The organism is Demequina aestuarii, assembly GCF_000975095.1.
GTDB classification, from domain to species: domain Bacteria; phylum Actinomycetota; class Actinomycetes; order Actinomycetales; family Demequinaceae; genus Demequina; species Demequina aestuarii.
In genome coordinates this window covers 220,851-244,794 of record NZ_BBRD01000002.1, presented here as the reverse complement: position 1 = coordinate 244,794, position 23,944 = coordinate 220,851, and the positions used below count along the sequence as shown (strand labels likewise).

The 23,944-nt window shown below is 67.7% G+C and carries 20 protein-coding genes and 2 tRNA genes; 7 read left to right on the top strand and 15 right to left on the bottom strand.

The genetic code is table 11. The annotated features are described in order from the left end of the window. Positions 1 to 170: 170 nt before the first annotated feature. The 7 genes from AOP72_RS13920 to AOP72_RS12710 all read right to left on the bottom strand — a co-directional run bounded on the left by AOP72_RS13920 (position 171) and on the right by AOP72_RS12710 (position 5,696). A complete protein-coding gene (locus tag AOP72_RS13920; RefSeq protein ID WP_062137831.1) occupies positions 171 to 1,379 on the bottom strand; it encodes an ice-binding family protein in 1,209 nt (402 codons plus the stop codon). Between the two features lie 139 nt (positions 1,380 to 1,518). Then, entirely contained in the window at positions 1,519 to 2,082 is a 564-nt protein-coding gene (locus AOP72_RS12735; protein ID WP_062137828.1) for a GNAT family N-acetyltransferase, read from the bottom strand. A gap of 53 nt (positions 2,083 to 2,135) precedes the next feature. Next, positions 2,136 to 2,211: transfer RNA gene (locus AOP72_RS12730), tRNA-Ala, on the bottom strand. Between the two features lie 145 nt (positions 2,212 to 2,356). After that, positions 2,357 to 2,430, bottom strand: a tRNA-Ile gene (locus AOP72_RS12725). An 85-nt stretch (positions 2,431 to 2,515) separates the two neighbouring features. Further along, the gene (locus AOP72_RS13315; protein ID WP_084631963.1) at positions 2,516 to 3,421 is read right to left on the bottom strand and encodes a DUF3566 domain-containing protein; all 906 of its coding nucleotides are present in this window, start codon (positions 3,419 to 3,421) and stop codon (positions 2,516 to 2,518) included. 264 nt (positions 3,422 to 3,685) lie between these two features. Then, positions 3,686 to 5,197 carry a catalase gene (locus AOP72_RS12715; RefSeq protein ID WP_062137825.1) on the bottom strand — a complete coding sequence of 504 codons (1,512 nt, stop codon included), beginning with the start codon at positions 5,195 to 5,197 and terminating at the stop codon, positions 3,686 to 3,688. 40 nt (positions 5,198 to 5,237) lie between these two features. Beyond that, on the bottom strand, positions 5,238 to 5,696 hold the full coding sequence (locus AOP72_RS12710; protein ID WP_062138101.1) for a Fur family transcriptional regulator: 459 nt from the start codon (positions 5,694 to 5,696) through the stop codon (positions 5,238 to 5,240). A 261-nt stretch (positions 5,697 to 5,957) separates the two neighbouring features. On the opposite strand from AOP72_RS12710, the gene AOP72_RS12705 reads away from it, so the two are divergent. Further along, complete coding sequence (locus AOP72_RS12705; RefSeq protein ID WP_062137821.1) at positions 5,958 to 8,453, top strand: FAD-dependent oxidoreductase; 2,496 nt, start codon at positions 5,958 to 5,960, stop codon at positions 8,451 to 8,453. Positions 8,454 to 8,465: 12 nt separating this feature from the next. On the opposite strand, the gene AOP72_RS12700 is transcribed toward AOP72_RS12705, so the two are convergent. Together AOP72_RS12700 and AOP72_RS12695 are read right to left on the bottom strand one after the other, a co-directional pair. Further along, on the bottom strand, positions 8,466 to 9,236 hold the full coding sequence (locus AOP72_RS12700) for a glycerophosphodiester phosphodiesterase family protein (RefSeq protein WP_062137818.1): 771 nt from the start codon (positions 9,234 to 9,236) through the stop codon (positions 8,466 to 8,468). Further along, positions 9,233 to 10,201, bottom strand: coding sequence for an alpha/beta hydrolase (locus tag AOP72_RS12695; RefSeq protein WP_062137815.1), 969 nt, complete (start codon positions 10,199 to 10,201; stop codon positions 9,233 to 9,235). The genes AOP72_RS12700 and AOP72_RS12695 overlap by 4 nt, the downstream gene beginning before the upstream one ends. A gap of 93 nt (positions 10,202 to 10,294) precedes the next feature. Here AOP72_RS12695 and AOP72_RS12690 point away from each other — a divergent pair, with 93 nt between their 5' ends. Next, entirely contained in the window at positions 10,295 to 11,677 is a 1,383-nt protein-coding gene (locus tag AOP72_RS12690) for an MFS transporter (RefSeq protein WP_062137812.1), read from the top strand. Positions 11,678 to 11,783: 106 nt separating this feature from the next. Here AOP72_RS12690 and gyrA read toward each other — a convergent pair whose 3' ends face one another. The 6 genes from gyrA to dnaA all read right to left on the bottom strand — a co-directional run bounded on the left by gyrA (position 11,784) and on the right by dnaA (position 21,347). Beyond that, the gene (gyrA, locus tag AOP72_RS12685; protein WP_084631972.1) at positions 11,784 to 14,390 is read right to left on the bottom strand and encodes a DNA gyrase subunit A; all 2,607 of its coding nucleotides are present in this window, start codon (positions 14,388 to 14,390) and stop codon (positions 11,784 to 11,786) included. Positions 14,391 to 14,436: 46 nt separating this feature from the next. After that, a complete protein-coding gene (gene gyrB, locus AOP72_RS12680; RefSeq protein WP_062137806.1) occupies positions 14,437 to 16,440 on the bottom strand; it encodes a DNA topoisomerase (ATP-hydrolyzing) subunit B in 2,004 nt (667 codons plus the stop codon). A 172-nt stretch (positions 16,441 to 16,612) separates the two neighbouring features. Continuing rightward, complete coding sequence (locus tag AOP72_RS12675) at positions 16,613 to 17,224, bottom strand: DciA family protein (protein WP_062137803.1); 612 nt, start codon at positions 17,222 to 17,224, stop codon at positions 16,613 to 16,615. Then, entirely contained in the window at positions 17,217 to 18,392 is a 1,176-nt protein-coding gene (recF, locus tag AOP72_RS12670; RefSeq protein WP_062137800.1) for a DNA replication/repair protein RecF, read from the bottom strand. Before recF ends, AOP72_RS12675 begins: the two co-directional genes overlap by 8 nt. A gap of 1 nt (position 18,393) precedes the next feature. Then, positions 18,394 to 19,521 (bottom strand): DNA polymerase III subunit beta, encoded by a 1,128-nt coding sequence (gene dnaN / locus AOP72_RS12665; protein WP_062137797.1) that lies wholly within the window; start codon positions 19,519 to 19,521, stop codon positions 18,394 to 18,396. A 428-nt stretch (positions 19,522 to 19,949) separates the two neighbouring features. Then, on the bottom strand, positions 19,950 to 21,347 hold the full coding sequence (gene dnaA / locus AOP72_RS12660; protein ID WP_062137795.1) for a chromosomal replication initiator protein DnaA: 1,398 nt from the start codon (positions 21,345 to 21,347) through the stop codon (positions 19,950 to 19,952). A gap of 230 nt (positions 21,348 to 21,577) precedes the next feature. Between dnaA and rpmH the strand changes: the two genes are divergently transcribed. Genes rpmH through AOP72_RS12640 form a run of 5 tightly spaced genes read left to right on the top strand, consistent with a single transcriptional unit; the run spans position 21,578 to position 23,939 of the window. Further along, on the top strand, positions 21,578 to 21,715 hold the full coding sequence (gene rpmH, locus AOP72_RS12655) for a 50S ribosomal protein L34 (RefSeq protein ID WP_062137792.1): 138 nt from the start codon (positions 21,578 to 21,580) through the stop codon (positions 21,713 to 21,715). A 1-nt stretch (position 21,716) separates the two neighbouring features. Beyond that, a complete protein-coding gene (gene rnpA, locus AOP72_RS12650) occupies positions 21,717 to 22,064 on the top strand; it encodes a ribonuclease P protein component (protein WP_084631962.1) in 348 nt (115 codons plus the stop codon). Continuing rightward, on the top strand, positions 22,061 to 22,387 hold the full coding sequence (gene yidD, locus AOP72_RS13310; RefSeq protein WP_084631961.1) for a membrane protein insertion efficiency factor YidD: 327 nt from the start codon (positions 22,061 to 22,063) through the stop codon (positions 22,385 to 22,387). Before rnpA ends, yidD begins: the two co-directional genes overlap by 4 nt. Positions 22,388 to 22,395: 8 nt before the next feature. Next, on the top strand, positions 22,396 to 23,454 hold the full coding sequence (gene yidC / locus AOP72_RS12645) for a membrane protein insertase YidC (protein ID WP_084631960.1): 1,059 nt from the start codon (positions 22,396 to 22,398) through the stop codon (positions 23,452 to 23,454). Further along, on the top strand, positions 23,451 to 23,939 hold the full coding sequence (locus tag AOP72_RS12640) for a Jag family protein (RefSeq protein WP_062137789.1): 489 nt from the start codon (positions 23,451 to 23,453) through the stop codon (positions 23,937 to 23,939). Before yidC ends, AOP72_RS12640 begins: the two co-directional genes overlap by 4 nt. The last annotated feature ends 5 nt before the right edge of the window (positions 23,940 to 23,944 follow it).

The window sequence follows — 23,944 nt, the reverse complement described above, 5'->3', positions numbered from 1 at the left end:
ACTGCGTCCCACAGTTCATACTCTCGCATTCGAGAGCACAAGGCCAGCATTGTGAGAGTCGCTTCTGTCCGAATCGACCCTCCGGAGCAGGCACGACGACGCAGGAGCGCATGGCAGGGCCCCACGGTCGCTGAGGCCACTCGCGAGCGTGGTGGGCTGGGCCTGCGCCGTCAGCGGGGCACCCCCGTCACGCGCACGCGGCGCCGCTCACTGATGACTGCCAGCGCGACGCCGCCAGTGATCAGAGCGATCGCGACGGGCACGAGCCCGGGAGTCACCGGTCCGGTCGCCGCCAGCTCCGCACCCTCGACGACTCCGGCGTCCGACGCCGCTGCGGCGGCGACGGCTCCCTCGGGGGCGGGCGCCTCGACGGTGATCGTGTACGTGGCCGACTCGTCAGGCGTGGTGCCGTTCGCCGCCGTGACGGTGAAGGTGGTGGTGCCCGGCGAGGTGGGGGTGCCCGAGATGACGCCCGTGTCCTCGTCGAACGTCAGCCCCGCGGGCAGCTCACCGGTGAGGGTGAACGTGGGGGTCGGGGTGCCCTCTGCGGTCACGGTGAACTCGTAGGGCGTGCCGGCCGTTGCGTCCGTCGGTGCACCTGACGTGATGGTGGGGGCGAAGACTTCGGAGACGGTGCCAGGCGCCGGGCAGCCGGTCGGCGCCGTGATGTCGTTCGTGTCGAGCGTGACCGCACCATCGAGCGCGATCAGCCGGCCCTCGACGGAGGCGCCCGTCACGGCGGTCACGGACGCTGCGGCGAGGATGGTCCCTTGGAAAGCGGCCGCTCCCTCGATCGTGGCAGAACTCCCGACCTGCCAGAAGACGTTGCACGCATTCGCGCCGCCGGTGATGACGATCTGGCTCGCCCCACCGATGGTGAGCGTCGACGACGCCTGGAACACCCAGACGGAGTCGGCGGCGCCCTCGAGAGTGAGGATGCCCGCGCCCGCAAGTGCGAGCTCACCGCCCGTGTAGACCCCTGGGGTCAGGCTGAGGCCGTTCAGTTCGCCGACGCCGGTCTGGGTAGGGGACAGCGATGCGGCGATGGTATATGCCGTGGTCGCGTCGTCCTGGGCCTGTGCCGCCTCCGCGTCGGTCTGGTGCACCGTGCCGTTGACCACACCGTCCGGCGCACCTTCGAAGCCGGTGATCGCCGTCCCGGGTGAGAGCCCGAGGTCGCCGTTGACCACCGACGGACCGGTGTTGGTGATCTCGCTCGTGGCGAGAACGCCGTACGTCGCGGCGGTGCCCAGGTTCACGGGACCGTCGAGGACCGTGGCGGCCGAGGCCGGGCCGCCCGTGCCGAGGAGCAGCGTCGCGGCAAGCCCCAGTACCGCGGCGGCCAACAACGGCGTACGGGTGAGGAAGGTGCTGGCCATGGCGGCCCCTGACTGCGAGCGAGACGCACGCACACGCCGACGACGTCCGGAAGGTCCCGATTTGTCGAGTATCACACGCACGGGGGACGGGACCACAGGCCGAGTGGGCAACATCACTCCGCGCATCCGGCGGCGAGAGTCAGCGGCGGCTGCGGACCATCGAATGCACCACGGGGCCGCCGGGAACCTTCGTCGTCGCGACCACGGCGAACCCGCAGCGCTCGTAGAGCCGGACGTTGCGCTCATCCGAGGTCTCGAGGGCGATCGACGCGCCCCGCTCGTCGACCACGCGCAGGCCCGCCTCGACGAGCGCGGTTCCCAGTCCGGCCCCCTGATGCGCCGGAGCCACGCCCACGGTGGCGAGGAGCCATGCCCGCTCGGGTGGGTTCGGGAGTGCGATGGCGGCGAGAGCGCCGAGCCGGTCCCCGTGCAGAGCGCCGATGCGGTCCTGGGTGGACGGCGCGGGAGGTGGTGCGTCGGGCGGGAGGACCGCGGCCACGGCACGCACGTGCTGCTCCACCAAGACGCGGCCGTGCTGAAGGGCGTGCCCCAGGTAGAGGCGCTGCATCTCGACCAGACGCGCCGCGTAGTCCTCATCCGGAATCGCCCACCGCGTCCACGCGTAGCGGTCGAAGGCGCGGGCGAGGGTCAGGGCCCCCGCGTCGACGTCTGCGACGGTCGCGGTGCGGATGGGGGGTGTCATGTGCACAGAATCCTCGGCATCGGCCGGGTGCCCGAGCGGGGGCGAACCTTCGATGGTGGAGCCTAGGGGAATCGAACCCCTGACCTCCTGCTTGCAAAGCAGGCGCTCTACCAATTGAGCTAAGGCCCCGTGCCCTGACCGTGAAGATCAGAACTCGTGGTGGACATCCTCCCAGATGTCACGCCGCGCGTCACGGGCGAGAGACCCGTAGGCGACGGCGACCGCTGCGATCACTGCGGCGATGATGACCATTCTCTTCATACGTCCACCTCGGTGGGCCCAGGAGGACTTGAACCTCCGACCTCTTCGTTATCAGCGAAGCGCTCTAACCGCCTGAGCTATGGGCCCGATGCGGCACAGCCGCGGCGACCTACGATACCCCACGCGCATCCGGCCAACCAAACCGGCATCGGCCGGGCGCGCGGGGCTCGGGTCAGTCGTCGGTGAGGGTGACGTAGATGCCGCCCACCACCTTGGAGATGGTGTTGTAGAGGAAGGCGCTGAGCGTCGACAGCGCCGTCAGCAGCACCACGTTGACCACGGCCATCAGGACGGTGGCGGACATCCACTTGTTGAGCGCGAAGAACTGCAGCAGGTCCACCTCCTGGTCCTCGGTGAAGAGGTCCAGCACCCACCCGTTCGCGAGAGTGAAGAAGCCCATGCTGTCGAGCGCGCCCCACAGCACGTAGACGGCGACCACCATCATGATGCCGAGAGCGATCGACAGCAGGAATCCGATCTTGAGCGCAGACCACGGATCGATGCGGGAGACGAGCACGCGAACCTTGCGGGGGCCGCCCTTGCGCTCGGAGGCCGCGATGTCGTCAGCGGATGTCAGATCCTCCTTGGCCCTCGCGGCGAAATCCTTGAACCGTCCGAATCCGGCCGACGCGGAGGCGCCCACGCCGGCCGCCGCGCCCGCGAACGCGGACGAGTGGCCGGTCGTGGTGGCGTGAGCATCTGAGGTGGGGTGCTGGCCACTCACTGGGTGCTGACCCGTGGTGGGCGCGCTGCTCGGGGCGGAGGGGGCACGGGTCGCCGGAGCGTCCGCGCCGGGACCGTTCACCGGGGAGAACACGCCGCCTGCCGAATGCTGGCGCGAGAGGGGCTGCTGAGCCGAGGTGGGCTGCTGGCTGGACACTGGCTGCTGAGCCGACGTCGGCGAGGCAGCCGGGGACTCGTAGGGCGAGCGTGGCTGCTGGCCCGAGACCGGCTGCTCGCTCGTGATGGGGCGCAGCGAGGAGCGCGTCGGCGTGCGCGCGGCGTCGCCTGACGCCTCGTCCGACCAGGCGCTGGAACTGGGCCCGGTTCCGGGGTTCGCGCGGTTATCCGCGTTCATGTGCGTCTCCTCCTCGACCGCGCGGCCGCGCGGGCATGGTGTCCAGGGTACTGGAGGGCGGTGGCACACCGGTGGCGGGGATCGCCCCACTCGCCCTTCGATGTGCGTGGCCCACTGTACGGGAACGCTCCGGGGTGCACGAGAGGTTCCCCGCGCACCGGCCGTTCGTCCAGCGATGCTGCCGTCGACACGACGAAGCCGGGCCGCGCTGCACACCATCGTGAGGCAGAGCGGCCCGGCTGTCGTGTCACAGGATCGTGCCTGTCAGACGTCGGCGGGAGCCCACTTGGTGCCGGGCTCGCCTGCCTCCACGGGAGCGTCGCCCGCGAGGTTCGCACGCAGCTGCGCGCCGAGGCCCTCATCCACGTTCGTCCAGTACTGGATCGCACGCTCGCGGATGTCGTCGGACATCACGGCGCCCACGTGACCGGTGATCTGCTCGAGGAAGCGGGCCTTCTCCTCGTCGTTGAACACGTCGCGGTACATGGTGCCTGCCTGACCGAAGTCGTCGTCCTCGGCGTGCAGGGCCGCGGCCGTGCGCACCATCTCACCGTCGGACTCCCAGCCGCCGGACTCGGCCGCGCGGGCCGGGTCGGCGTGGGCGCCGCCGCGCGAGTTGGGCGCGTACACCGGAGTGTCAGCAGAGGAGAACGAGTAGCGCATCGAGCCCTCCTTCGAATACGAGTGAGCATCCTGGTGCACGTTCCTCGGAGCATTCACCGGCAGCTGCGCATGGTTGGTGCCCACCCGGTAGCGCTGCGCATCGGCGTACGAGAAGATGCGCGCGATGAGCATCTTGTCAGGCGACGGGCCGATGCCGGGGACGAAGTTGGACGGTGCGAACGCCGCCTGCTCGATCTCGCCGAAGTAGTTCTCGGGGTTCCGGTTGAGCTCCATGGACCCGACCTCGATCAGCGGGTAGTCGCCGTGCGGCCACACCTTGGTCAGGTCGAACGGGTTGAAGCGGTAGGTCTTGGCATCCTCGTACGGCATCACCTGCACGCTCAGCTTCCAGCGCGGGAAGTCGCCGTCCTCGATGTGGGTGTATAGGTCGCGGATGTGGTGGTCGGCGTCCGAGCCGGCCAGCTGAGCGGCCTCGTCCCCGGTGAGGTGGTGCACGCCCTGCTCGGTGTGGAAGTGGTACTTGACCCAGAACCGCTCGCCCTCGGCGTTGATCCACTGGTACGTGTGCGAGCCGTAGCCGTTCATCTCGCGCCACGAGCGCGGCAGCCCGCGGTCGCCCATGAGCCACGTCACCTGGTGAGCGGACTCGGGCGACAGGGTCCAGAAGTCCCACTGCATGTCGTTGTCGCGCAGGTGCGATCCCGGCAGGCGCTTCTGCGAACGGATGAAGTCCGGGAACTTGATGCCGTCCTTGATGAAGAACACCGGGGTGTTGTTGCCCACGAGGTCGTAGTTGCCCTCGTCCGTGTAGAACTTCAGGGCGAAGCCACGGGGGTCGCGCCAGGTGTCGGGCGAGCCCTGTTCGCCGGCGACGGTGCTGAACCGCGCGAGCATGTCCGTGGTCGCGCCCGGCTGGAAGAGCGAGGCGCGGGTGTACTGCGACACGTCGTTGGTGACGGTGAGTGTGCCGTAGGCGCCGCCGCCCTTCGCGTGGACCACCCGCTCCGGCACACGCTCGCGGTTGAACTGCGCGAGCTTCTCGACCAGGTAGTGGTCGGTGAGCGAGATGGGGCCGTCCTGGCCCACGGTCTGCGAGTGCTCGTCGGAGGCGACGGGCGCCCCTGCGTTGGTGGTGGTGAACTTCTCAGTCACGTCGTTGTCTCCTTGATTGACGGTGGACGGGTACAGGTCTTCAAGCGTGGGTGGCCGGAGCGAGACCGGCGGGCGAGGTCGAGCAGTCGGCACACACACCCCAGAAGGTGACTTCGGCCTGAGCGAGGTCGAAGCCCTTGGTCTCGCTCGGCGTCAGGCAGGGCGCATGGCCGGTGACGCAGTCGACGTCGGCGACGGTGCCGCAGCGCTGGCACACCAAGTGGTGATGGTTGTCGCCTACGCGCAGTTCATACAGGCCGGGGTGTCCCGCCGGCTCGATGCGGCGGACGAGCCCCGCGCCGGCCAGGTCGCCGAGCACGTGGTGGACGGCCTGGCGCGACGTGGTGGGCAGGTCCGCCTCGACGCGCGCCACGAGCGTCTCCACTCCCGAATGGGGCAGCTGCTCCAGTGCCTCGATGACCGCCACGCGAGTGGCGGTGACACGCAGACCGGCGCCGCGCAGCATCGCGGTGGGGTCCAGCGGAGAGGCAAGGGGCATGGACACGACGCTAGCGGCTTTCTTTGACACGGTCAAAAGACGAGCGTGCGGGGTGGTGTGGCGTACACGAGACTCGGACGAACCGAGCCGCGAAGACCCCCTCAGACGGGGCTCGCACTCGGGCGGCTCAGGTGGTCCGAGCGCGGTGCACGGGCCGATGCGCGTCCAGGCACCGCACGCCGATGCGTGACCTTCGGCCCAGGCGGACTCCACGGCGCGAGCGTACGTTCGAGACAGCACCAATACCCCTGGAGGTATCCCGTGAAGCTCGTAGTCGTGGGCGGCGTCGCCGCCGGAGCATCCACTGCGGCGCGAGCGCGCCGCCTCGACGAGTCCGCCGAGATCGTCGTGTTCGAGCGAGGGCACCACGTGTCGTTCGCCAACTGCGGGCTTCCGTATCACGTGGGCGAGGTCATCAGCGAGCGCTCCAGGCTGCTGCTGCAGACGCCCGAGAGCCTGCGCGAGTCGCTCGCGATCGACGTGAGGATCGCCACCGAGGTCGTCGCCATCGATCGCGACGCGCGCGTCGTCACGGTGCGCGAGGTCGACACCGACCGCGAGTACACGGAGAGCTACGACGCCCTCGCGCTGTGCATGGGAGCCGAGCCGGTGCGCCCACCCTTGCCGGGGATCGACCTGCCGTCGGTCCAGGTGCTGCGGCGCATCGGCGACATGGATCGCATCAAGGCGCGGCTCGATGCTTCGCTCGCGGAGCAGAAGGCCGGGCGGCGCGGCGTCGTCACCGCAGTGGTCGTGGGAGCCGGATACATCGGCCTCGAGATGGCCGAGAATCTTCATCATCGCGGCGTCCACGTGGACGTGGTCGAACTCGCGGACCAGATCCTGCCGCCGGTCGATCCGGACATCGCCGCACCCGTCGAGCAGCACCTGCGTGCACGCGGCATCGGCCTGCACCTGTCGACCGCAGCGGCCGCATTCCGCCCGCTCGCGGACTCCGACGGCACGGATCGCGTCTCCGTCGAGCTCAACTCGGGCACCACCATCGCGGCGGACCTGGTGATCCTGGCCGCAGGTGTACGTCCGGCCGTCGCTCTCGCGGCCGAGTCGGGTCTGGAGCTGGGGACTCACGGCGGCATCGCAGTCGACACCCACATGCGCACCTCCGACCCCCACATCTGGGCCGCGGGCGATGCGATCGAGACTCCTCATCCCGTGCTGCCCGGGAGTCACCTCAACCCGCTCGCCGGGCCCGCGAACCGGCAGGCGCGCGTGGCGGCCGAGAACATCTGCGGACGCGACACCGAGTATCTGTCCACGCAGGGCACCAGCATCGTCAAGGTGTTCGACATGGTCGCGGGCGGGACGGGTGCGACCCGCCGCCAGCTCGACGCCGCCGGCATCGAGCACCGTGTGGTGCACGTGCACCCGTCGGGCCACGCCGGCTACTACCCCGGCACCGCGATGATGCACCTCAAGGTGCTGTTCTCCCCGGACGACGGCCGACTCCTCGGCGCGCAGGCGTGCGGCTTCGACGGCGTCGACAAGCGGCTCGACCTGCTCGCCATGGCCATCCGCGCCGGGCTCACCGTGCACGACCTCGAGCAGCAGGAACTCGCGTACGCGCCCCCGTTCGGATCCGCGAAGGACCCGATCAACATGGCCGGCTTCGTGGCGGCGAACGTGCTGAAGGGCGATCTCACGCTCTGGTATGCCGAGGACTATCCCGCCACCACTGAAGGCGCCCGGCTCATCGATGTCCGGACCCCGGAGGAGTACGACGTCTGGCACATCCCTGGCGCCGAGTCGGTGCCGCTGGCCACGTTCCGGGAGGCGATGGCCGACTGGGACCGCGCCACCCCCCTCCGCCTCTACTGCGCCGTGGGATTCCGCTCCTACCTCGCCCACCGCATCCTCGTGCAGAGCGGGTTCGCCGACGTCGCGACCCTCTCCGGCGGCTCCACCACCTTCACCCACGTGCACGGCCGCACGAGCGACACGTATGAGGCGCAGCCGCCCATGGAGAACTACGCGGAGCAGGTGAGCGTCGCATCGGCCGTCGCCACCGCGACCGGTGCGCGCACCGACCTGGACTGCACCGGGCTCGCGTGCCCCGGCCCCATCATGCGCCTCGCGGCGGCCATGAAGGCGGCCGATGCGGGGGACGAGATCCGCGTCACCGTGTCCGACCCCGGCTTCGCGCTGGACGGGCCGGCCTGGGCATCCAAGAATGGCCACACGCTGGTCGACCTGGAGCCCCAGGGCGCCGGCTATGTGGCCACCTTCCGCAAGGGCGGATTCGCGCCCGTCACGACCCGTGCGCAGGGTCCCGACAAGATGTCGATGGTGGTCTTCTCCGGCGACCTGGACAAGCTGATCGCGGCGTTCATCATCGCCAATGGCGCGATCGCGATGGGCCAGGACGTGTCGATGTTCTTCACGTTCTGGGGCCTCAACTCTCTGCGGCGAGAAGACCCTCCGCGGAGGGAGAAGAAGGCCATGGAGAAGATGTTCGGCGTGATGATGCCGCGGGGCGCCAGCAAGCTCACGCTGTCGCAGATGCATATGGCGGGCGCGGGCACCGCGATGATCAAGAGCGTCATGAAGCGTCACGATGTCCAGCCGCTGGAGGAGCTCATCCAGGCCGCCCAGGACGGCGGCGCGCGGCTGATCGGCTGCACCATGACGATGGACCTGCTGGGCATCGCGGCATCGGACCTGATCGACGGCGTCGAGCTGGGCGGCGTCGCGACGTTCCTGGGCGAGTCTCAGGAGTCGGGAAGCACCCTGTTCATCTAGGAGGAACGGGCACTACGCCCACTGGCCGCGCGCGACCAGCACCTCCTTGAGGATGTCCGCGCGGTCGGAGACCAAGCCGTCGACGCCGAGGTCGAGCAGGTGCGCCATGTGGTCGCGACGATTGACCGTCCACACGTGTACCTCACGACCCGCGGCGTGGGCAGCCTCGATCTGCCGCCTGAAGAGGAACGGCACCGGACCCTTGCGCCACGGTATCTGCAAGGCGTCGACGTCTCCCAGGCTCGCGTGCGCGTCGCCGCCGATCCAGGTACCGAGCAGCCACGCGATGGCCTCGCGTTCGGACGCCGGGGTCGCGACCGGCCGCGACAGCAGCGCGAGGGTCGCGCGGCGGCGGTCCGCCGAGAACGATCCCACGCACACGCGGTCGTGCGAGCGGGTGCGCTCGATGGCCTCCGCCACGGGGCCGATGCCGGACTCGCCCTTGACGTCGATGTTGACGCGGACGTCCGGCCACGTGGCCAGCACGTCCTCAAGGCGCGGCACCGGCTCCACGCCGCCGATGCGTGCGGCCTTCACCGAGTCCCAGTCGCGCTCCGACACCACGCCAGTCGCATCCGTGGTGCGGTCGAGGGTCTCATCGTGAAGCGCCACTGCGACGCCGTCCCGCGTGCCGTGAGCATCGGTCTCGAGGTATCCGTACCCGAGGTCCACCGCCGCCTGGAACGCCTTCATGGAGTTCTCGAGGCCCTCCAGGGAGAAGCCGCGGTGCGCAAGCGCGATCGGCCGTCCGCCGTTGTCGAAGTACGGGTGTCGAGGCGTCATTCCAGCACTGTATCCACGAAGTCGCCCACCGCGTCGAAGAAGGCGCGTCGCGGACCTTCGGCCGAGAGCGAGAGGTCGTGCACCGCGTCCTCGATTACGGCCTCGCGGACGTCGCTCCCCAGTCCCGGCGCCCACGCCTCGATGAGTGCGGTGTCGACCACCACGTCCTGGCTCTGGTGGCGAGGATTGTCGTCGCGGTCGGGGCCGGACGAATCGGATCTGGCCACGAGCACCGGCACGCGAATGTCGAGACCGCGCGCCACACGACGCTGCGCGGCCCTGGTCGCGGCCAGCCATCCCGCAGTCGCAGGCTCTCCGCCCGGCTTCTTCCACTGGGGATCGAAGATCCAGCCGCCCTTGTCTCGCAGGGCCACGGAGTATGGCGATGGCACCCGAGCGAGCACCGTGCCCGCATGCAGTCGGCTGATGGTCGGCGTCGCGGCCAGCGCGTAGCGCTCCCACGGTCGCAGCATCAGGCCGAAGAAGGGGCTGTTCAGCACCAGCGCCGCGAGATCGGGGTGAGGAGTGTCGGACGCCCAGATGGCCGCGGCGAGCCCTCCCGTGGAATGGGCGTGAACGACGAGGGGCAGGCGGTCCTCACCCGTCCGAGCCCTCGCATCGGCCAGAGCCGCTGCCGAGGCTGCCGTGATGTCCTCGCCGAGCTCGGCGATGTCGGTGATGTGGTGAGGCTTGTCCCCGGGCGAGAGCGAACGGCCCGCGCGCCTCATGTCCACGGCGTAGAACGCGAGGCCCATCTGCGTGAACGCATCCGCGACGTGGGTGGTGAAGAAGTAGTCGTTGTACCCGTGGACGTGGAGCACGACGCCACGTGTCCGGGTGGGCAGGCCGATGCGGCGCACGAGGGTGGCGGGCCCGAGCGGGGCCTGCTCGTAGTCGGGCAGCACATCGTCGCGCCACTGCCCATCTGTCCACTCCACGCGGGTGGGGGCGCTCCCAGGTTCCATCCCTCGATGCTAGCCCCGCTGAATGAAGGAGACCGAGGCGGGTCCTGGCGCGCCCGTCACCGTCCGTTCATCGGGCCCGGGCACACTGAGCGCATGAGCAACGACGACGTGCTGCCCTCGATCGCGGACGCGCCCGGCTTCCCCGACTCCGACCGCGTTCCACGCAAGCAGGTGTGGGCGTGGGCGCTGTGGGACTGGGCGACCCAGCCGTTCAACTCCGTCATCATCACCTTCGTCTTCACGGCGCTGTACTTGACGTCCGACAGCTTCATCGATCCGGCCATCGCCGCGCTGGGCGAGGACGACGCTGCGTACTCGGCCGCGATCGACGACCTGGCGTCGAGTCTCGGCTGGGGCATCACCGCCGCCGGAATCCTCGTCGCTCTCCTGGCCCCCGTGCTGGGCCAGCGCGCTGATGCGTCCGGCAAGCGCAAGTCCTGGCTGGGCGTGATGACCCTGGTGCTCGTCGCCTGCGTGGGAGGGCTCTTCTTCGTCGAGGCGACGCCCGAGGCGTTCTGGGTGGGGGTGGGGCTCATCGCCCTGGGATCGATCGTGGCCGAGATCGCCAACGTGAACTACTACGCGATGATGGTCCAGGTCTCGACGCCCCGCACCATGGGCCGCGTCTCCGGCCTCGGGTGGGGACTGGGATACATGGGCGGCATCGTCGCCCTCGTGATCGTGGTGCTGCTCGACACATTCGAATGGTTCGGCATGGACACGTCGAACGGCATGGCGTACCGGCTGATCGCGGTGGGCTGCGCGGTGTGGACGCTCCTCTTCGCCTGGCCGCTGTTCCGCTATGTCCCCGAGACGCAGGTCCGCACGCGACCGACCGTCAGCATCGTCAAGGGATACGCGATCCTGGTGGCGGACCTCCGCCGCCTGTGGAACGAGGCGCGTTCCACGCTGTGGTTCCTGCTCGCATCGGCCGTCTATCGCGACGGGCTGGCAGGCGTTTTCACCTTCGGGGCGATCATCGCCGCCGTGGCCTTCGGCTTCTCGGACAGTCAGGTCATCCTGTTCGGCATCGCCGCGAATCTGGTGGCCGGCGTGTCGACGATCATCGCGGGCAGGTTCGACGACCGCCTGGGTCCGCGGCGAGTCATCCTGGTGGCGCTGGGCGTCATCGTGGCTGCGGGCGGGGTGATCGTGGTGCTCCATGGCGTGGGCCCGATCGTGTTCTGGGTGTGCGGGCTGCTGCTGTCCGGCATGGTGGGGCCGGCGCAGGCCGCGTCCAGGTCGCTGCTCGCGCGGGTGTCGCCCGCCGGTCGCGAGGCCGAGATGTTCGGCCTCTACGCGACCACCGGGCGCGCGGCATCGTTCCTGGCGCCCGGGATGTGGGCGCTGTTCATCACCATCTTCGGGGCCACCATCTGGGGGACGCTCGGCGTGATCTCCGTGGTGCTGGTCGGCATGGTGCTCATGCTGTTCGTGCGCACGCCGGCGGACAGGGGCGCTGTCGAGCCCGCCTGACCGACCCTGACGGTCCGCTAGAAAACACCAACCCCCGTATCCCGACACTCAGCGCCCGCGAGGACGCCAAGGTGGGAGACGGGGGTCTGGTTCCTCGCGATGAGTGCTACTCGGCCGATGCGGGGGTGGGGGCGTCTGGGGCTGAGTCGGCGGTCAGGACGACGGGGGCGTCGCCCTCGGCCTCCTCGATCTCCTCGTCGACCTTGCGCTCGACGTTGCGGGCCACTCCGATGATCACGTCGCCCTTGGCGGGCTTCGCGAATGTGACGCCCATGGTGTTCTTGCCCTTCGCGGGGACCTGGTCCACGCGGGAACGGACCACCTTGCCGGACTCCATGATCACCAGCACCTCGTCGTTGTCGTCGACGAGCAGCGCACCCACGAGGTCGCCGCGCTCCTCGGTGAGGGTCGCGACCTTCACCCCCAGGCCGCCGCGGTGCTTGGGCGTCCATGCCGACACGGCGGTGCGCTTGGCGAAGCCATGCTCGGTGACGACGAAGGAGAACGGGCCGCCGGCAGCCTCGACCGCATCGGCCGCAGCATCCGCGGCGTCCTCGTCGGACTCGTCCGAGACGCCCAGGTCCTGCGCATCGGGAACGGAGGCGTCGATGACGTCCATCGCCAGCAGCTCGTCGTCGCCGCGGAAGCTCATGCCCTTGACGCCCGAGGTGGCGCGACCCATGGGACGCAGCTCGTCGTCGGTCGCGTGGAAGCGCACCGACTGACCCTTGCGGGACACGAGCATCAGGTCGTCGTCCGGGCCCACCAGACGTGCGGCCACGAGCTCGTCGGGGCGGATCTCGCCGTCCTCCGACTCGACGTCGCGCAGGTTGACGGCGATGAGGCCGCCCGTGCGGTTCGAGTCGTAGGCGGTGAGGTCCGTCTTCTTGACGAGGCCGCGCTTGGTCGCGAGCACCAGGTAGGGCTTGTCCTCGTAGGACTTGAGGTCGAGCACCTGTGCGACATGCTCTCCCGGCTGGAAGGCCAGCAGGTTCGCGACGTGCTGACCCTTGGAGTCGCGGCCGCCCTCGGGAAGCTCGTAGCCCTTGGCCCGGTACACGCGTCCCAGGTTCGTGAAGAACAGCAGCCAGTGGTGCGTGGTCGTGACGAAGAACTGGTCGACCATGTCGTCGCTGCGGAGCGTCGCTCCGCGCACGCCCTTGCCGCCTCGCTTCTGCGCCCGGTACTGGTCCGAGCGCGTGCGCTTGGCGTAGCCGCTGCGGGTGATCGTGACGACCACCTCTTCCTCGGCGATCAGGTCCTCGATGTCGACGGACCCGTCGAAGGGGCTGATCTCCGTGCGGCGCGCGTCACCGTACTTGCGGACGACCTCGGCCAGTTCGTCCGAGATGATGGCGCGCTGACGAGGCTCGGAGCCAAGGATGTCCGTGAGGTCCTTGATCTGAGCCATCAGGCTTTCGTACTCGGCCTCGATCTTCTGGCGCTCGAGAGCGGCCAGGCGGCGAAGCTGGAGGTTGAGGATCGCGTTGGCCTGCACCTCGTCGACGTCGAGCAGCTCCATCAGGCCCGTGCGGGCCTCGTCGACGTTCGGCGAGCGGCGGATCAGCGCAATGACCTCGTCGAGCATGTCGAGCGCCTTGACGTAGCCGCGCAGCACGTGTGCTTCGCGCTCGGCCTTCGCCAGACGGTAGGCCGTGCGGCGCTGGATCACCTCGATCTGATGCGTGACCCAGTGACGCACGAAGGCGTCGATGCTGAGCGTGCGGGGGACGCCGTCCACCAGGGCGACCATGTTCGTGCCGAAGGTGTCCTGCAGCTGCGTGTGCTTGTAGAGGTTGTTCAGCACGACCTTGGCGACCGCGTCGCGCTTGAGCACCACGACCAGTCGCTGTCCGGTGCGGCCCGACGTCTCATCGCGGATGTCCGCGATGCCGGCGATCTTGCCCTCCTTGACGAGCTCCGCGATCTTGAGCGCGAGGTTGTCCGGATTCACCTGGTACGGCAGCTCGGTGACCACGAGGCACTGGCGGCCCTGGAGCTCCTCGACGGTGACCACGGATCGCATGGTGATCGAGCCTCGGCCCGTGCGGTAGGCCTCCTCGATGCCGCGGCGACCCAGGATGACGGCGCCGGTGGGGAAGTCGGGGCCCTGGATCCGCGCGATCAGCGCGTCCTGGAGCTGCTCCTTGGTGGCGTCCGGGTTGTCCAGGTGCCACTGCACGCCTGCCGCGACCTCACGCAGGTTGTGAGGCGGGATGTTCGTGGCCATGCCCACCGCGATGCCGGAGGAGCCGTTGACCAAGAGGTTGGGGAACCGCGCCGGCAGCACCGCCGGCTCCTGCGTACGGCCGTCGTAGTTGTCCTGGAAGTCGACGGTGTCCTCGTCGATGTCGCGCACCATCTCCATGGCGATCTGCGCCATGCGGGCCTCGGTGTACCGGTGCGCGGCCGCCGGATCGTTTCCGGGCGAACCGAAGTTGCCCTGGCCGTCCGCGAGCGGGTAGCGCAGCGACCAGTCCTGGACCATGCGGACCAAGGTGTCGTAGACCGCGCTGTCTCCGTGCGGGTGATAGTTGCCCATCACCTCGCCGATGATGCGGGTGCACTTGGAGAACGCGCGGTCGGGCCGATATCCGCCGTCGTACATCGCGTAGATCACCCGACGGTGAACGGGCTTCAAGCCATCTCGGACATCCGGCAGTGCGCGACCCACGATGACGGACATCGCGTAGTCGAGATACGACTGCTGCATCTCCACATTGAGGTCGACCTTGTCGATGCGGCCATGGTTGTGGATCTCAGATGTCAAGGAACCTCACGTCCTTCGCGTTGCGCTGGATGAAGTTGCGTCGCGACTCGACGTCTTCGCCCATCAGGATGGAGAAGGTCTCGTCCGCGAGTGCGGCGTCGTCCATGGTGATCTGGAGCAGCGTGCGGGTCTCGGGATTCATGGTGGTCTCCCACAGTTCCGAGTAGTCCATCTCACCCAGACCCTTGTACCGCTGGATGCCGTTGTCCTTGGGGATCTTGTGGCCGGCGGCGAGGCCCTCCTTGAGGAAGGCGTCCCGCTCGCGGTCCGTGAACACATACTGGTGATCCGAGTTCGACCACTTGAGCTTGTACAGCGGTGGCTGTGCGAGATACACGTAGCCGGCCTCGATGAGCGGTCGCATGTATCGGAACAGCACCGTCAGCAGCAGCGTCCGGATGTGCTGGCCGTCGACATCGGCATCGGCCATCAGCACGATCTTGTGATACCTCGACTTGTCGAGGTCGAACTCGTCGCCGATTCCCGAGCCGAAGGCCGTGAACAGCGCCTGGATCTCGGTGTTCGCCAGGGCCTTGTCGAGGCGCGCACGCTCGACGTTCAGCACCTTTCCGCGCAGCGGAAGGATCGCCTGGGTCGCGGGGTTGCGTCCGCGCACCGCGGACCCGCCTGCCGAGTCTCCCTCGACCAGGAAGATCTCGGAGATGCTCGGGTCCTTCGACGAGCAGTCCCGCAGCTTGCCCGGCATGCCGCCCGATTCGAGCAGGCCCTTGCGGCGAGTGGCCTCGCGTGCCTTGCGCGCCGCGAGGCGCGCCTGCGAGGCCTGCATCGCCTTGCGGATGATCTCCTTCGCATCCTGCGGGTGCGCGTCGAACCAGTCGGTGAGCTTCTCACCCACGATCTTCTGGACGAACGTCTTGGCCTCGGTGTTGCCGAGCTTGGTCTTGGTCTGTCCCTCGAACTGCGGCTCGCCGAGCTTGACCGAGAGGACGGCGGTGAGGCCCTCGCGGACGTCGTCGCCCGTGAGGTTCTCGTCCTTGTCCTTCAGGAGCGACTTCTCGCGCGCATACCGGTTCACGAGCGACGTCAACGCCGCCCGGAAGCCCTCCTCGTGAGCGCCGCCCTCGGTGGTCGCGATCGTGTTCGCGTACGTGAACACCGACTCCGAATAGCCGTTGGTCCACTGCATCGCGAGCTCGAGCGCGATCTTCTTCTCGACATCCTCGGCCTCGAGAGAGATGACGTCGGCGTGCACCCTCTCCGACTTCTTGGTGTCGTTGAGGTGAGTGACGTAGTCGACGAGTCCACCGTCGTAGCGGTAGGTCACCACCCGCGACGTGGGATGCTCGTCCGCGTCGGGGTCCGAGTCTGCGGCGATGTGCTCAGGACGCTCGTCGGTGAGCGAGATCGTCAGGCCCTTGTTGAGGAAGGCCATCTGCTGGAAGCGTGCGCGCAGCGTCTCGAAGTCGTAGACCGTGGTCTCGAAGATCGTGGGGTCTGCCCAGAACGTCTGCTGGGTGCCCGTGTCGTCGGTGAGCTCGCCCTTCTCGAGAGTGCCCTGAGGCTTGCCGCCGTCGGCGAACACCTGCGTCCACACGTTGCCCTGGCGCTTGACGACGGTCTCCACGCGGGCGGACAGCGCGTTCACCACGGAGATGCCCACGCCGTGCAGACCACCGGAGACCGCATAGCCGCCGCCGCCGAACTTGCCGCCCGCGTGCAGGATCGTCATGACGACCTCGACGGTGGGCTTGTGCTCGGTGGGGTGGATATCGACGGGGATGCCGCGGCCGTTGTCGGTGACACGGACGCCGCCGTCCTGCAGGAGCGTCACGGTGATGGTGTCGCAGTGTCCGGCGAGCGCCTCGTCCACCGAGTTGTCCACGACTTCGTAGACCAAGTGGTGAAGGCCGCGCTCGCCCGTGGATCCGATGTACATGCCCGGGCGCTTGCGGACCGCTTCGAGGCCCTCCAGGACGGTGATGTTCGCAGCACCGTACGCAGGCTGCGCCTCGGGCGCGTCGTTCTGGGCCACAGATTTCGCCTTTCAAGCGGTTCACGCGGGCTGAGACAGCCCGCGACGTACTGGTGACCATTCTAGACGGTTCTAGGGCCGAAATTTCGCGTGTGGATGCCACTTGTGGGGAAGTCGTGACTGCGCAATCTGAGCGACGCGGCGCGGAGTGCCCCTCGAGGCGGGCCGGTGGCTACCCGTAGGTGTCGCGTGGGCCCCGTCCGCGGACGGTGCGCTGTCCCCGTGTCCACGACCGCGTGGTGGGTCCGGACACCTTGAGCTCACGCACGATCTCGCGGCCGAACTCCTCATTGATGCGGTGGCGGATCTGTCCCGACATGATCCCCAGCTGCGTCGCCCACGCCGTGGAGGTGGCCTTCACCGTCAGCACGCCGTCCTCGAAGGTCAGCGGCTCGCAGTGGTCGGCGATCTGATCGCCCACGACCTCGCGCCATCTCGCCGTGACCCCAGAGACCTCGATCTGTTCGGTCCACCCCATGCGTCGCAGCAGCGACTCGACAGCCTCCGACATCGCCGCCGGATCCCGTCCCGAGGAGAACGGACGCGACGAGCGCCGCTTCTCTTCGCGCTGACGTCTTCCCGCCTTGGGACTGGAACGGTACGCGCCCCGAAGACGGGCCGATGCGCGAGCGCGCTCCATCGCCGCCTTCGCCAAGTCATGGGGAGAGTGTGAAGGCTCGGCAGGCTCCGCGGAGTCGTCGGCCTCGTCGTTCGCGATGTCGTCGCGCCACTCATCGGTGCTGCGTGTCTGCTCGGAGTCCCCGGGTGGCAGGCGATCAGTCATGCTGCGCCGCTTCTTCGCTCGTGGCTGTGGAATCGTCCTTGACGACAGTGCCGTCGACGACCCGCAGCACCTCGCCGCGCAGCGCCTCCGGCACATCCTCTGCGACGGCAGCAGTGATGAGGACCTGGCTCGCCGCCGTCAGACGCGCGGCGAGGGCCGCCCGCCGGCCGGTGTCGAGCTCGGCGAAGACGTCGTCGAGGATCAGCACGGGCTCGCCGTCCTCGTCCGCATCCGGTCCACCGTCCCTGGTGAGGAGCTCATACGAACCGAGCCGGAGTGCGAGTGCGCACGACCACGACTCGCCGTGACTGGCATATCCCTTCGCCGGCATCGTCCCCAGCGCGATGTCGAGGTCATCTCGGTGAGGCCCCGCGATGGTGACACCACGCTCGATCTCCTTGGGCCTCAACTCCTGAAGCCGTGCGAGCAGCACTGCGCCAAGGTCTGCCGCCGACGCATCGGCCGCATAGCCGTCCGCCTCCGCAAGCCCCGTCGCATAGGAGACACGGCAGTCACCGCCTCCGGGGGCGACGGCCTCATAGGCCGCGGCGACGTGCGGAGCGAGGAGACGCACGGCCCGAAGTCGCGCCGCCATGATGCGACCGCCAAGCCCGGCCAACTTCTCGTCCCAGATGTCGAGCATCGTGAGATCGCCACGAGCATTCTTCGCGGTCTTGAGCATGGACGATCGCTGGCGCAGCACGCGATCGTAGTCGGAGTGGTCGCCCGCGATGGCCGGCTGGAGGGCCACGCACAGCTCGTCCATGAACAGGCGGCGGCCCGAGGGATCGCCCTTGACGAGCGCAAGGTCCTCGGGGGCGAACACCACCGTGCGCAGCACTCCGAGCAGATCGCGTGGCTTGGCGTGGGACCGCCCCAACCGAGCCGAGTTGGCGCGGCCTTGGTTGAGGGTGACCTCGATGGCGAGTGACCGCCCGGACTTCTCCACCCTGGCCCGCACCACCGCACGCTCCGCGCCCTGCCTGACCATCGGGGCATCGGCCGCCACCCGGTGAGAGGACAGGTTCGACAGGTACCGGACGGCTTCCACCACGTTGGTCTTGCCCTGACCGTTGCGTCCCACCAGCGTGGTCACACGCGGGCCGAACTCGATCTCCTGCTCCGCGTAGGAACGGAAGTCAGTCAGGTGCAGGTGGGTGACGCGCACGCTACGACTGGATGCGAATGGGCACCAGCAGGTAGCGGAAGTCAGACGCGAGCTCTCCGCCGGGCGCGGTGAGCCCCACGAACTCCACGGGCTTGGTGTCCTGCGTGAAGCCGAGGCGCACGTACTCGGTCGACAGCGCGCCGAGGCCATCGAGAAGATACTGCGGGTTGAAGGCGACCGTGATGGCCTCACCCTCGAGCTGGCATTCGAGCGCCTCGGATGCCTGGGCATCGTCGCTCTGTCCAGCGTCGAGTGTGACCTCCCCCTCGGCGAAGGCGAGACGCACCGAAGAGTTGCGCTCTGCGACGAGCGACACCCGGCGCGTGGCCTCGATGAGCTCGGTGGTCTTGACCACCGCGGTCACGGGGCTCTCGTCCGGGAACAGGCGCCGTACCTGCGGGTAGTCGCCATCCATCAGCAGCGACGTGGTGGTGAGACCCGCTGCCTCGAAGCCGATGAGATCGACACCAGTGCCCGAGCTGAGGGCGACGGTGACGTCACCGGCACCCAGAGCCTTCGCGGTGTCGTTCAGCGTGCGAGCACGCACCAGGGCGACGGCCGATGCGTCAGAGGCTGACGGCTTCCAGGACATCTCCCGCAGCGCGAGGCGATAGCGATCGGTGGCAAGCAGCGAGATGTGGGATCCCTCGATCTCGACTCTCACTCCGGTGAGGATCGGCAGGGTCTCGTCCCTGGACGCGGCGACCGTCACCTGGGCCACTGCCCGCTGGAAGTCGCTGCCGTCGATCGTCCCCGACTGCGCGGGAAGCTCGGGAAGCGCGGGGTACTGGTCGACGGGCATCGTCGCGAGCGTGAATCGCGAGGCGCCACACGTCACCGAGACCTTGGTTCCCTCGAGGGCGAAGTCGACCGGCTTGTGGGGCAGCGCGTTGGCGATCTCCTTGAGGAGACGCCCCGACACGAGCACCTCTCCAGCGTCATCGACGTCGGCGGCGAACGTGCCCCGAGCCGAGACCTCGTAGTCGAAGCTGGCGAGCGTCACTTCACCGGTCGCATCGGCCGTGATGCGCACTCCGGCAAGAACGGGGACCGGCGGGCGCGCCGGAAGAGCGCGCGAGGTCCACGCGACGGCGTCGGCGAGCACGTCGCGATCGACGGTGAATTTCATTCAGGTGCTCCTTGATGTCACTGACGGACAGACTACGCCACGGCGACGACACGGCAAGCGGTCGGAACGCACACGAGGGCGAACAGGTCGCTGTGGAAATGAAGGTCCTTCACATGCACGCGTAATGACAAGAGTGAGTAGTAGTCATAGGGGACGTGGAAACTGGGGACAACGTGTGGCGTCCCTGGTAGACCCGGGTGTTGCCATGTGCATCGGCTCGGGAGACGCGGTGCTTCTTGTCATTCGTCGCGGTGGACGACGATCCTTCGTACACAGGCTGTCCCCGAAACTCACAGTTCTGTCCCTGTGGACGCCGGTCTGTCTCCACCTTTACTCACAGGGTTATCCACATGTGTGCAGGATGTGATACGGCGCGAGACAGGAGCCGTCACGTGACGGGGTGAGGCGGGAGCTGTGCCGCGGAGCGGTCAGCGGCGAGACTGCTGCTTGATGCGCGCGTGGATCTCGTTGACCTGGTTGTACATCTGCCGGCGCTGAGCGATCTGGTCTTCCACCTTCTTGACGGCGTACATCACGGTGGTGTGATCCTTGCCACCGAAGTTCTCGCCGATCTTGGGCAGCGACAGGTCCGTGAGCTGGCGGCACAGATACATCGCGATCTGACGCGCAGTGACGTAGACGCGGCTACGACTCGTACCGGTGAGCTCCTCCATCGAGATGCCGAAGTAGTCGGCGGTGATGCCGATGATGGTCGAGGCGGTGATCTCCGAGTCGTCGTCGGAGATCAGATCCTTGAGCACCACCTGCGAGAGCGAGAGGTCCACCGGCTGTTTGTTCAGCGCTGCGAATGCAGTGACCCGGATGAGTGCTCCCTCGAGCTCGCGGATGTTGCTCGTGATGTTGGAGGCGATGTATTCGAGAACGTCTCCGGGAGCCTGCACGTCGTCGGCGGCGGCCTTCTTGCGAAGAATGGCGATGCGGGTCTCGAGGTCGGGGGGCTGCACGTCGGTCATCAGGCCCCACTCGAAGCGCGTGCGCATGCGCTCCTCGATGCCGTCGAGGTTGCGGGGACTGACGTCGGACGTGATCACCACGTGCTTGCCTGCGTTGTGCAGCGCATTGAAGGTGTGGAAGAACTCCTCGAGCGTCTGCTCCTTGCCCTGCAGGAACTGGATGTCGTCGATGAGCAGCACGTCGACCTCGCGGTAGTTGCGCTTGAAGCTCAGCGATCGATCGTCGCGAATCGAGTTGATGAAGTCGTTGGTGAACTCCTCGGAGTTCACGTACCTCACGCGCGTCTGAGGTTTGAGGTGCCGGGTGTAGTGACCGATCGCGTGCAGCAGGTGCGTCTTGCCCAGGCCCGAGTCCCCATAGATGAAGAGTGGGTTGTATGTCTTGCCCGGGGACTCCGCCACGGCGAGGGCTGCCGCGTGAGCGAACCGGTTGGAGGAACCGATGACGAAGGTGTCGAAGGTGTAGCGCGGGTTGAGATGAGGATCCTCGTACGCCGGCTCCGGCTCTTGACGCGCGGGAGCGCTGGAGCGCCGCTGCGGGGGGTCGTCGTCCACCGGGGTGCTCGGTTCCGGCGGACTCACCGAGGAGTCCACGGTGACGGCGATCCGAACCTCGCGACCGATCATGTCCGAGAGGGCTCGGGTGAGCAGCTCGCGGATGGTCGTCTCGACGTAGTTCTTGGTGAAGTCTTCCGCCACTGCGAGGAAGACGTTGTCCTCGACGATGGCGAGTGGCTTGATGAGCCTGATGAACGAGCGGTGTTGGGCTGTCACAGCGTCGCTCTGGCGAAGAGAGTCGATCGTGCGAGCCCAGACCTGATCCATGGACTCGGCGCCGGGTGGGGTGGCCATCGACTCTCCTTCCGGCTTCTCCACATGGTTGTGCACAGGACGTTGAGAGCCTGTCACCCATTCGTTACCTCGCCGGCGCGTGTCGCTGCCCGGGTTGGTCTCCGTGTTGGTGGAGCCTATCCTGTTCAGGCCGGGCATCCAATGCGTGCGCGGCGACTTGACCCTGCGCTCGCTGACGCGTAACGTTAGTGCGCTTTCTGCCCGTACCCAATATTCCCGTGGAGTGACCCGTGAGCAAGCGGACTTTTCAGCCGAACAACCGCAAGCGCGCCAAGACGCACGGCTTCCGTCTGCGCATGCGCACGCGTGCCGGTCGATCGATTCTGACCGCGCGTCGCCGTAAGGGCCGCGGCAAGCTGTCGGCGTAAGGTGCTTCCGGCCCGCTCTCGGATGACGGCCGCCGCGGACTTTCGGTCCGCGATGCGACTGGGCACCCGGAGCGGTCGGGCCACCGTCGTCGTGCACATGAGGCAAACCGGCAATGCTCAGAGCATCGCCGGTTTCGCTGTTTCTAAAGCCGTGGGAGGTGCCGTGATCCGCAACCGCGTGAAGCGGCGCTTGCGCGCCATCATGCGTGAGGTGCTGCCGACTCTCCCCGACGGCACTGCCGTGGTGATCCGTGCCCTCCCGCGCTCCGCCGAGGTCGACTTCGCGCGTCTTCGCGCCGACGTGACGGACGCTGTGGGAACTGCCACCCGAAAGCTCTCGGCACTATGAGCAGGCTCGAGGGGGTCGCGCGGGCAGTGGCATCGGTGCCGCGCCTGCTGCTCGTGGGGATCATCCGTCTATACCAGTTGACGGTGTCTCCCCTGCTCGGCCCACGCTGCAAGTATTACCCCTCCTGCTCCCACTACGGACTCGAGGCGGTGCGCCGGCATGGCGCGATGCGGGGCTTCGTGCTCGCGTCGTGGCGAGTGCTGCGCTGCAACCCCTGGAGTCACGGAGGCGTTGACGATGTGCCCGCGAAGGGCGCCCCGCTCTTCGCGCGGGTACCGCACAAGACTTCCTCAGACGCACCGGCGTCGGCAAGCACTACGTAAGGATCGCAGTGGACGGCTTCTTCTCCTTTCTCTATCCACTCGAATGGGTGGTCGCCAACATCATGGTGGGCTTCCACTGGGTGTTCACGCAGCTCGGGATGGCGTCTGACTCTGGATGGGCTTGGTCACTGTCGATCGTGGGCCTCGTGGTCACGATCCGCATCCTGCTGATCCCACTGTTCGTGAAGCAGATCAAGGCGTCGCGAGCCATGCAGGTGATCGCACCCGAGCTCAAGGCTGTGCAGAACAAGTACAAGGGCAAGAAGGACCAGGCATCCCGTGAGGCCATGAGTCGCGAGACCATGGAGCTGTATTCCAAGCACAAGACGAATCCGTTCGCGTCCTGCCTGCCCATCCTGGTGCAGGCGCCCATCTTCTTCGCGCTGTTCCGTGTGCTGAACGGTCGTATCGAGAGCGCCACTGAAGCCAAGCCCATCGGTCTCCTGACGGCTGAGCTCGCCGCAGAGGCGCATGACGCGTCGATCTTCGGTGCGCAGCTCTCTGACACGTTCCTGACATCGGACAACGCCGCAGTCAAGGTCGTCTCCGCGGTCCTGATCATCGCCATGGTGGCCACAACCTTCCTCACGCAGCGTCAGCTGACCCGCAAGAACATGCCCGCCTCGGCGCTCGAGGGGCCCATGGCTCAGCAGCAGAAGATCCTCATGTATGCGCTGCCGTTCATCTTCGTGATCACCGGGCCCAACTTCCCCGTGGGTGTGCTGATCTACTGGACCACGACCAACCTGTGGACCATGGGTCAGCAGTTCTATGTGATCCGCAACAACCCCACCCCCGGGTCCGAGGCCGAGAAGGCGCTGAAGGCGCGCAGGGAGGCCAAGGCCCGAAAGAAGGGCGTGGTCATCGAGGGGACGTCCGAGGACGTCACTGCTATCGAGGAGGCCAAGGAGCCCCGCCAGCGCCAGCAGCCCAAGAAGGGTGCACCCCGATCGCAGCGCAAGAAGGGCACACCACGCCAGTCCTCCCCCAGCGACCCCGCCGATGAGTCCGCAGGCACGGGCGACGACGACGCAGCACCTGATGCAGAGAAGAAGGACGACCGATGACTGAATCGAAGAACGTTTCCGGCCTCGAGGCGGAAGGCGACGCAGCAGCAGACTTCCTGGAGGAGCTGCTCGACATCCTGGACATGGATGGCGACATCGACATCTCTGTTGAGGCGGGCCGCGCCAAGGTGGCTGTGGTCTCGGAGGGGCCGCACCAGGACCTGAAGCGACTGGTCGGCCCCGAGGGTGAAGTCTTGGATGCGTTGCAGGATCTGGCACGCCTCGCGGTGCAGTCCGAGACCGGCGAGATGAGTCGCCTCATGCTCGACATCGCCGACTTCCGTGCGGGCCGACGCGAACGCCTCGCGGAGCAGGCACGGGAGACGATCGCGAAGGTCCGCGAGACCGGCGAGAGCGTCGCCATGCCCGCGATGAACGCCTTCGAGCGCAAGGTCGTTCACGACGTGGTGCTCGAGGCTGGACTTGGCTCCGAGTCAGAGGGTGAAGACCCCGACCGCCATGTCGTGGTCTCGCCGAAGGCGTGACCCGT

What these genes read in the sequence shown, in the direction of transcription:
- dnaN (WP_062137797.1), bottom strand. Translation starts at nt 19,521, where the DNA reads ATGAAATTCACCGTCGATCGCGACGTGCTCGCCGACGCCGTCGCGTGG.
- AOP72_RS12690 (WP_062137812.1), top strand. Translation starts at nt 10,295, where the DNA reads ATGAGCAACGACGACGTGCTGCCCTCGATCGCGGACGCGCCCGGCTTC.
- yidD (WP_084631961.1), top strand. Translation starts at nt 22,061, where the DNA reads ATGAGCAGGCTCGAGGGGGTCGCGCGGGCAGTGGCATCGGTGCCGCGC.
- AOP72_RS12695 (WP_062137815.1), bottom strand. Translation starts at nt 10,201, where the DNA reads ATGGAACCTGGGAGCGCCCCCACCCGCGTGGAGTGGACAGATGGGCAG.
- AOP72_RS13920 (WP_062137831.1), bottom strand. Translation starts at nt 1,379, where the DNA reads ATGGCCAGCACCTTCCTCACCCGTACGCCGTTGTTGGCCGCCGCGGTA.
- gyrA (WP_084631972.1), bottom strand. Translation starts at nt 14,390, where the DNA reads ATGCAGCAGTCGTATCTCGACTACGCGATGTCCGTCATCGTGGGTCGC.
- dnaA (WP_062137795.1), bottom strand. Translation starts at nt 21,347, where the DNA reads ATGGCCACCCCACCCGGCGCCGAGTCCATGGATCAGGTCTGGGCTCGC.
- AOP72_RS12640 (WP_062137789.1), top strand. Translation starts at nt 23,451, where the DNA reads ATGACTGAATCGAAGAACGTTTCCGGCCTCGAGGCGGAAGGCGACGCA.
- AOP72_RS12710 (WP_062138101.1), bottom strand. Translation starts at nt 5,696, where the DNA reads ATGCCCCTTGCCTCTCCGCTGGACCCCACCGCGATGCTGCGCGGCGCC.
- AOP72_RS12700 (WP_062137818.1), bottom strand. Translation starts at nt 9,236, where the DNA reads ATGACGCCTCGACACCCGTACTTCGACAACGGCGGACGGCCGATCGCG.
- AOP72_RS12735 (WP_062137828.1), bottom strand. Translation starts at nt 2,082, where the DNA reads ATGACACCCCCCATCCGCACCGCGACCGTCGCAGACGTCGACGCGGGG.
- AOP72_RS13315 (WP_084631963.1), bottom strand. Translation starts at nt 3,421, where the DNA reads ATGAACGCGGATAACCGCGCGAACCCCGGAACCGGGCCCAGTTCCAGC.
- AOP72_RS12675 (WP_062137803.1), bottom strand. Translation starts at nt 17,224, where the DNA reads ATGACTGATCGCCTGCCACCCGGGGACTCCGAGCAGACACGCAGCACC.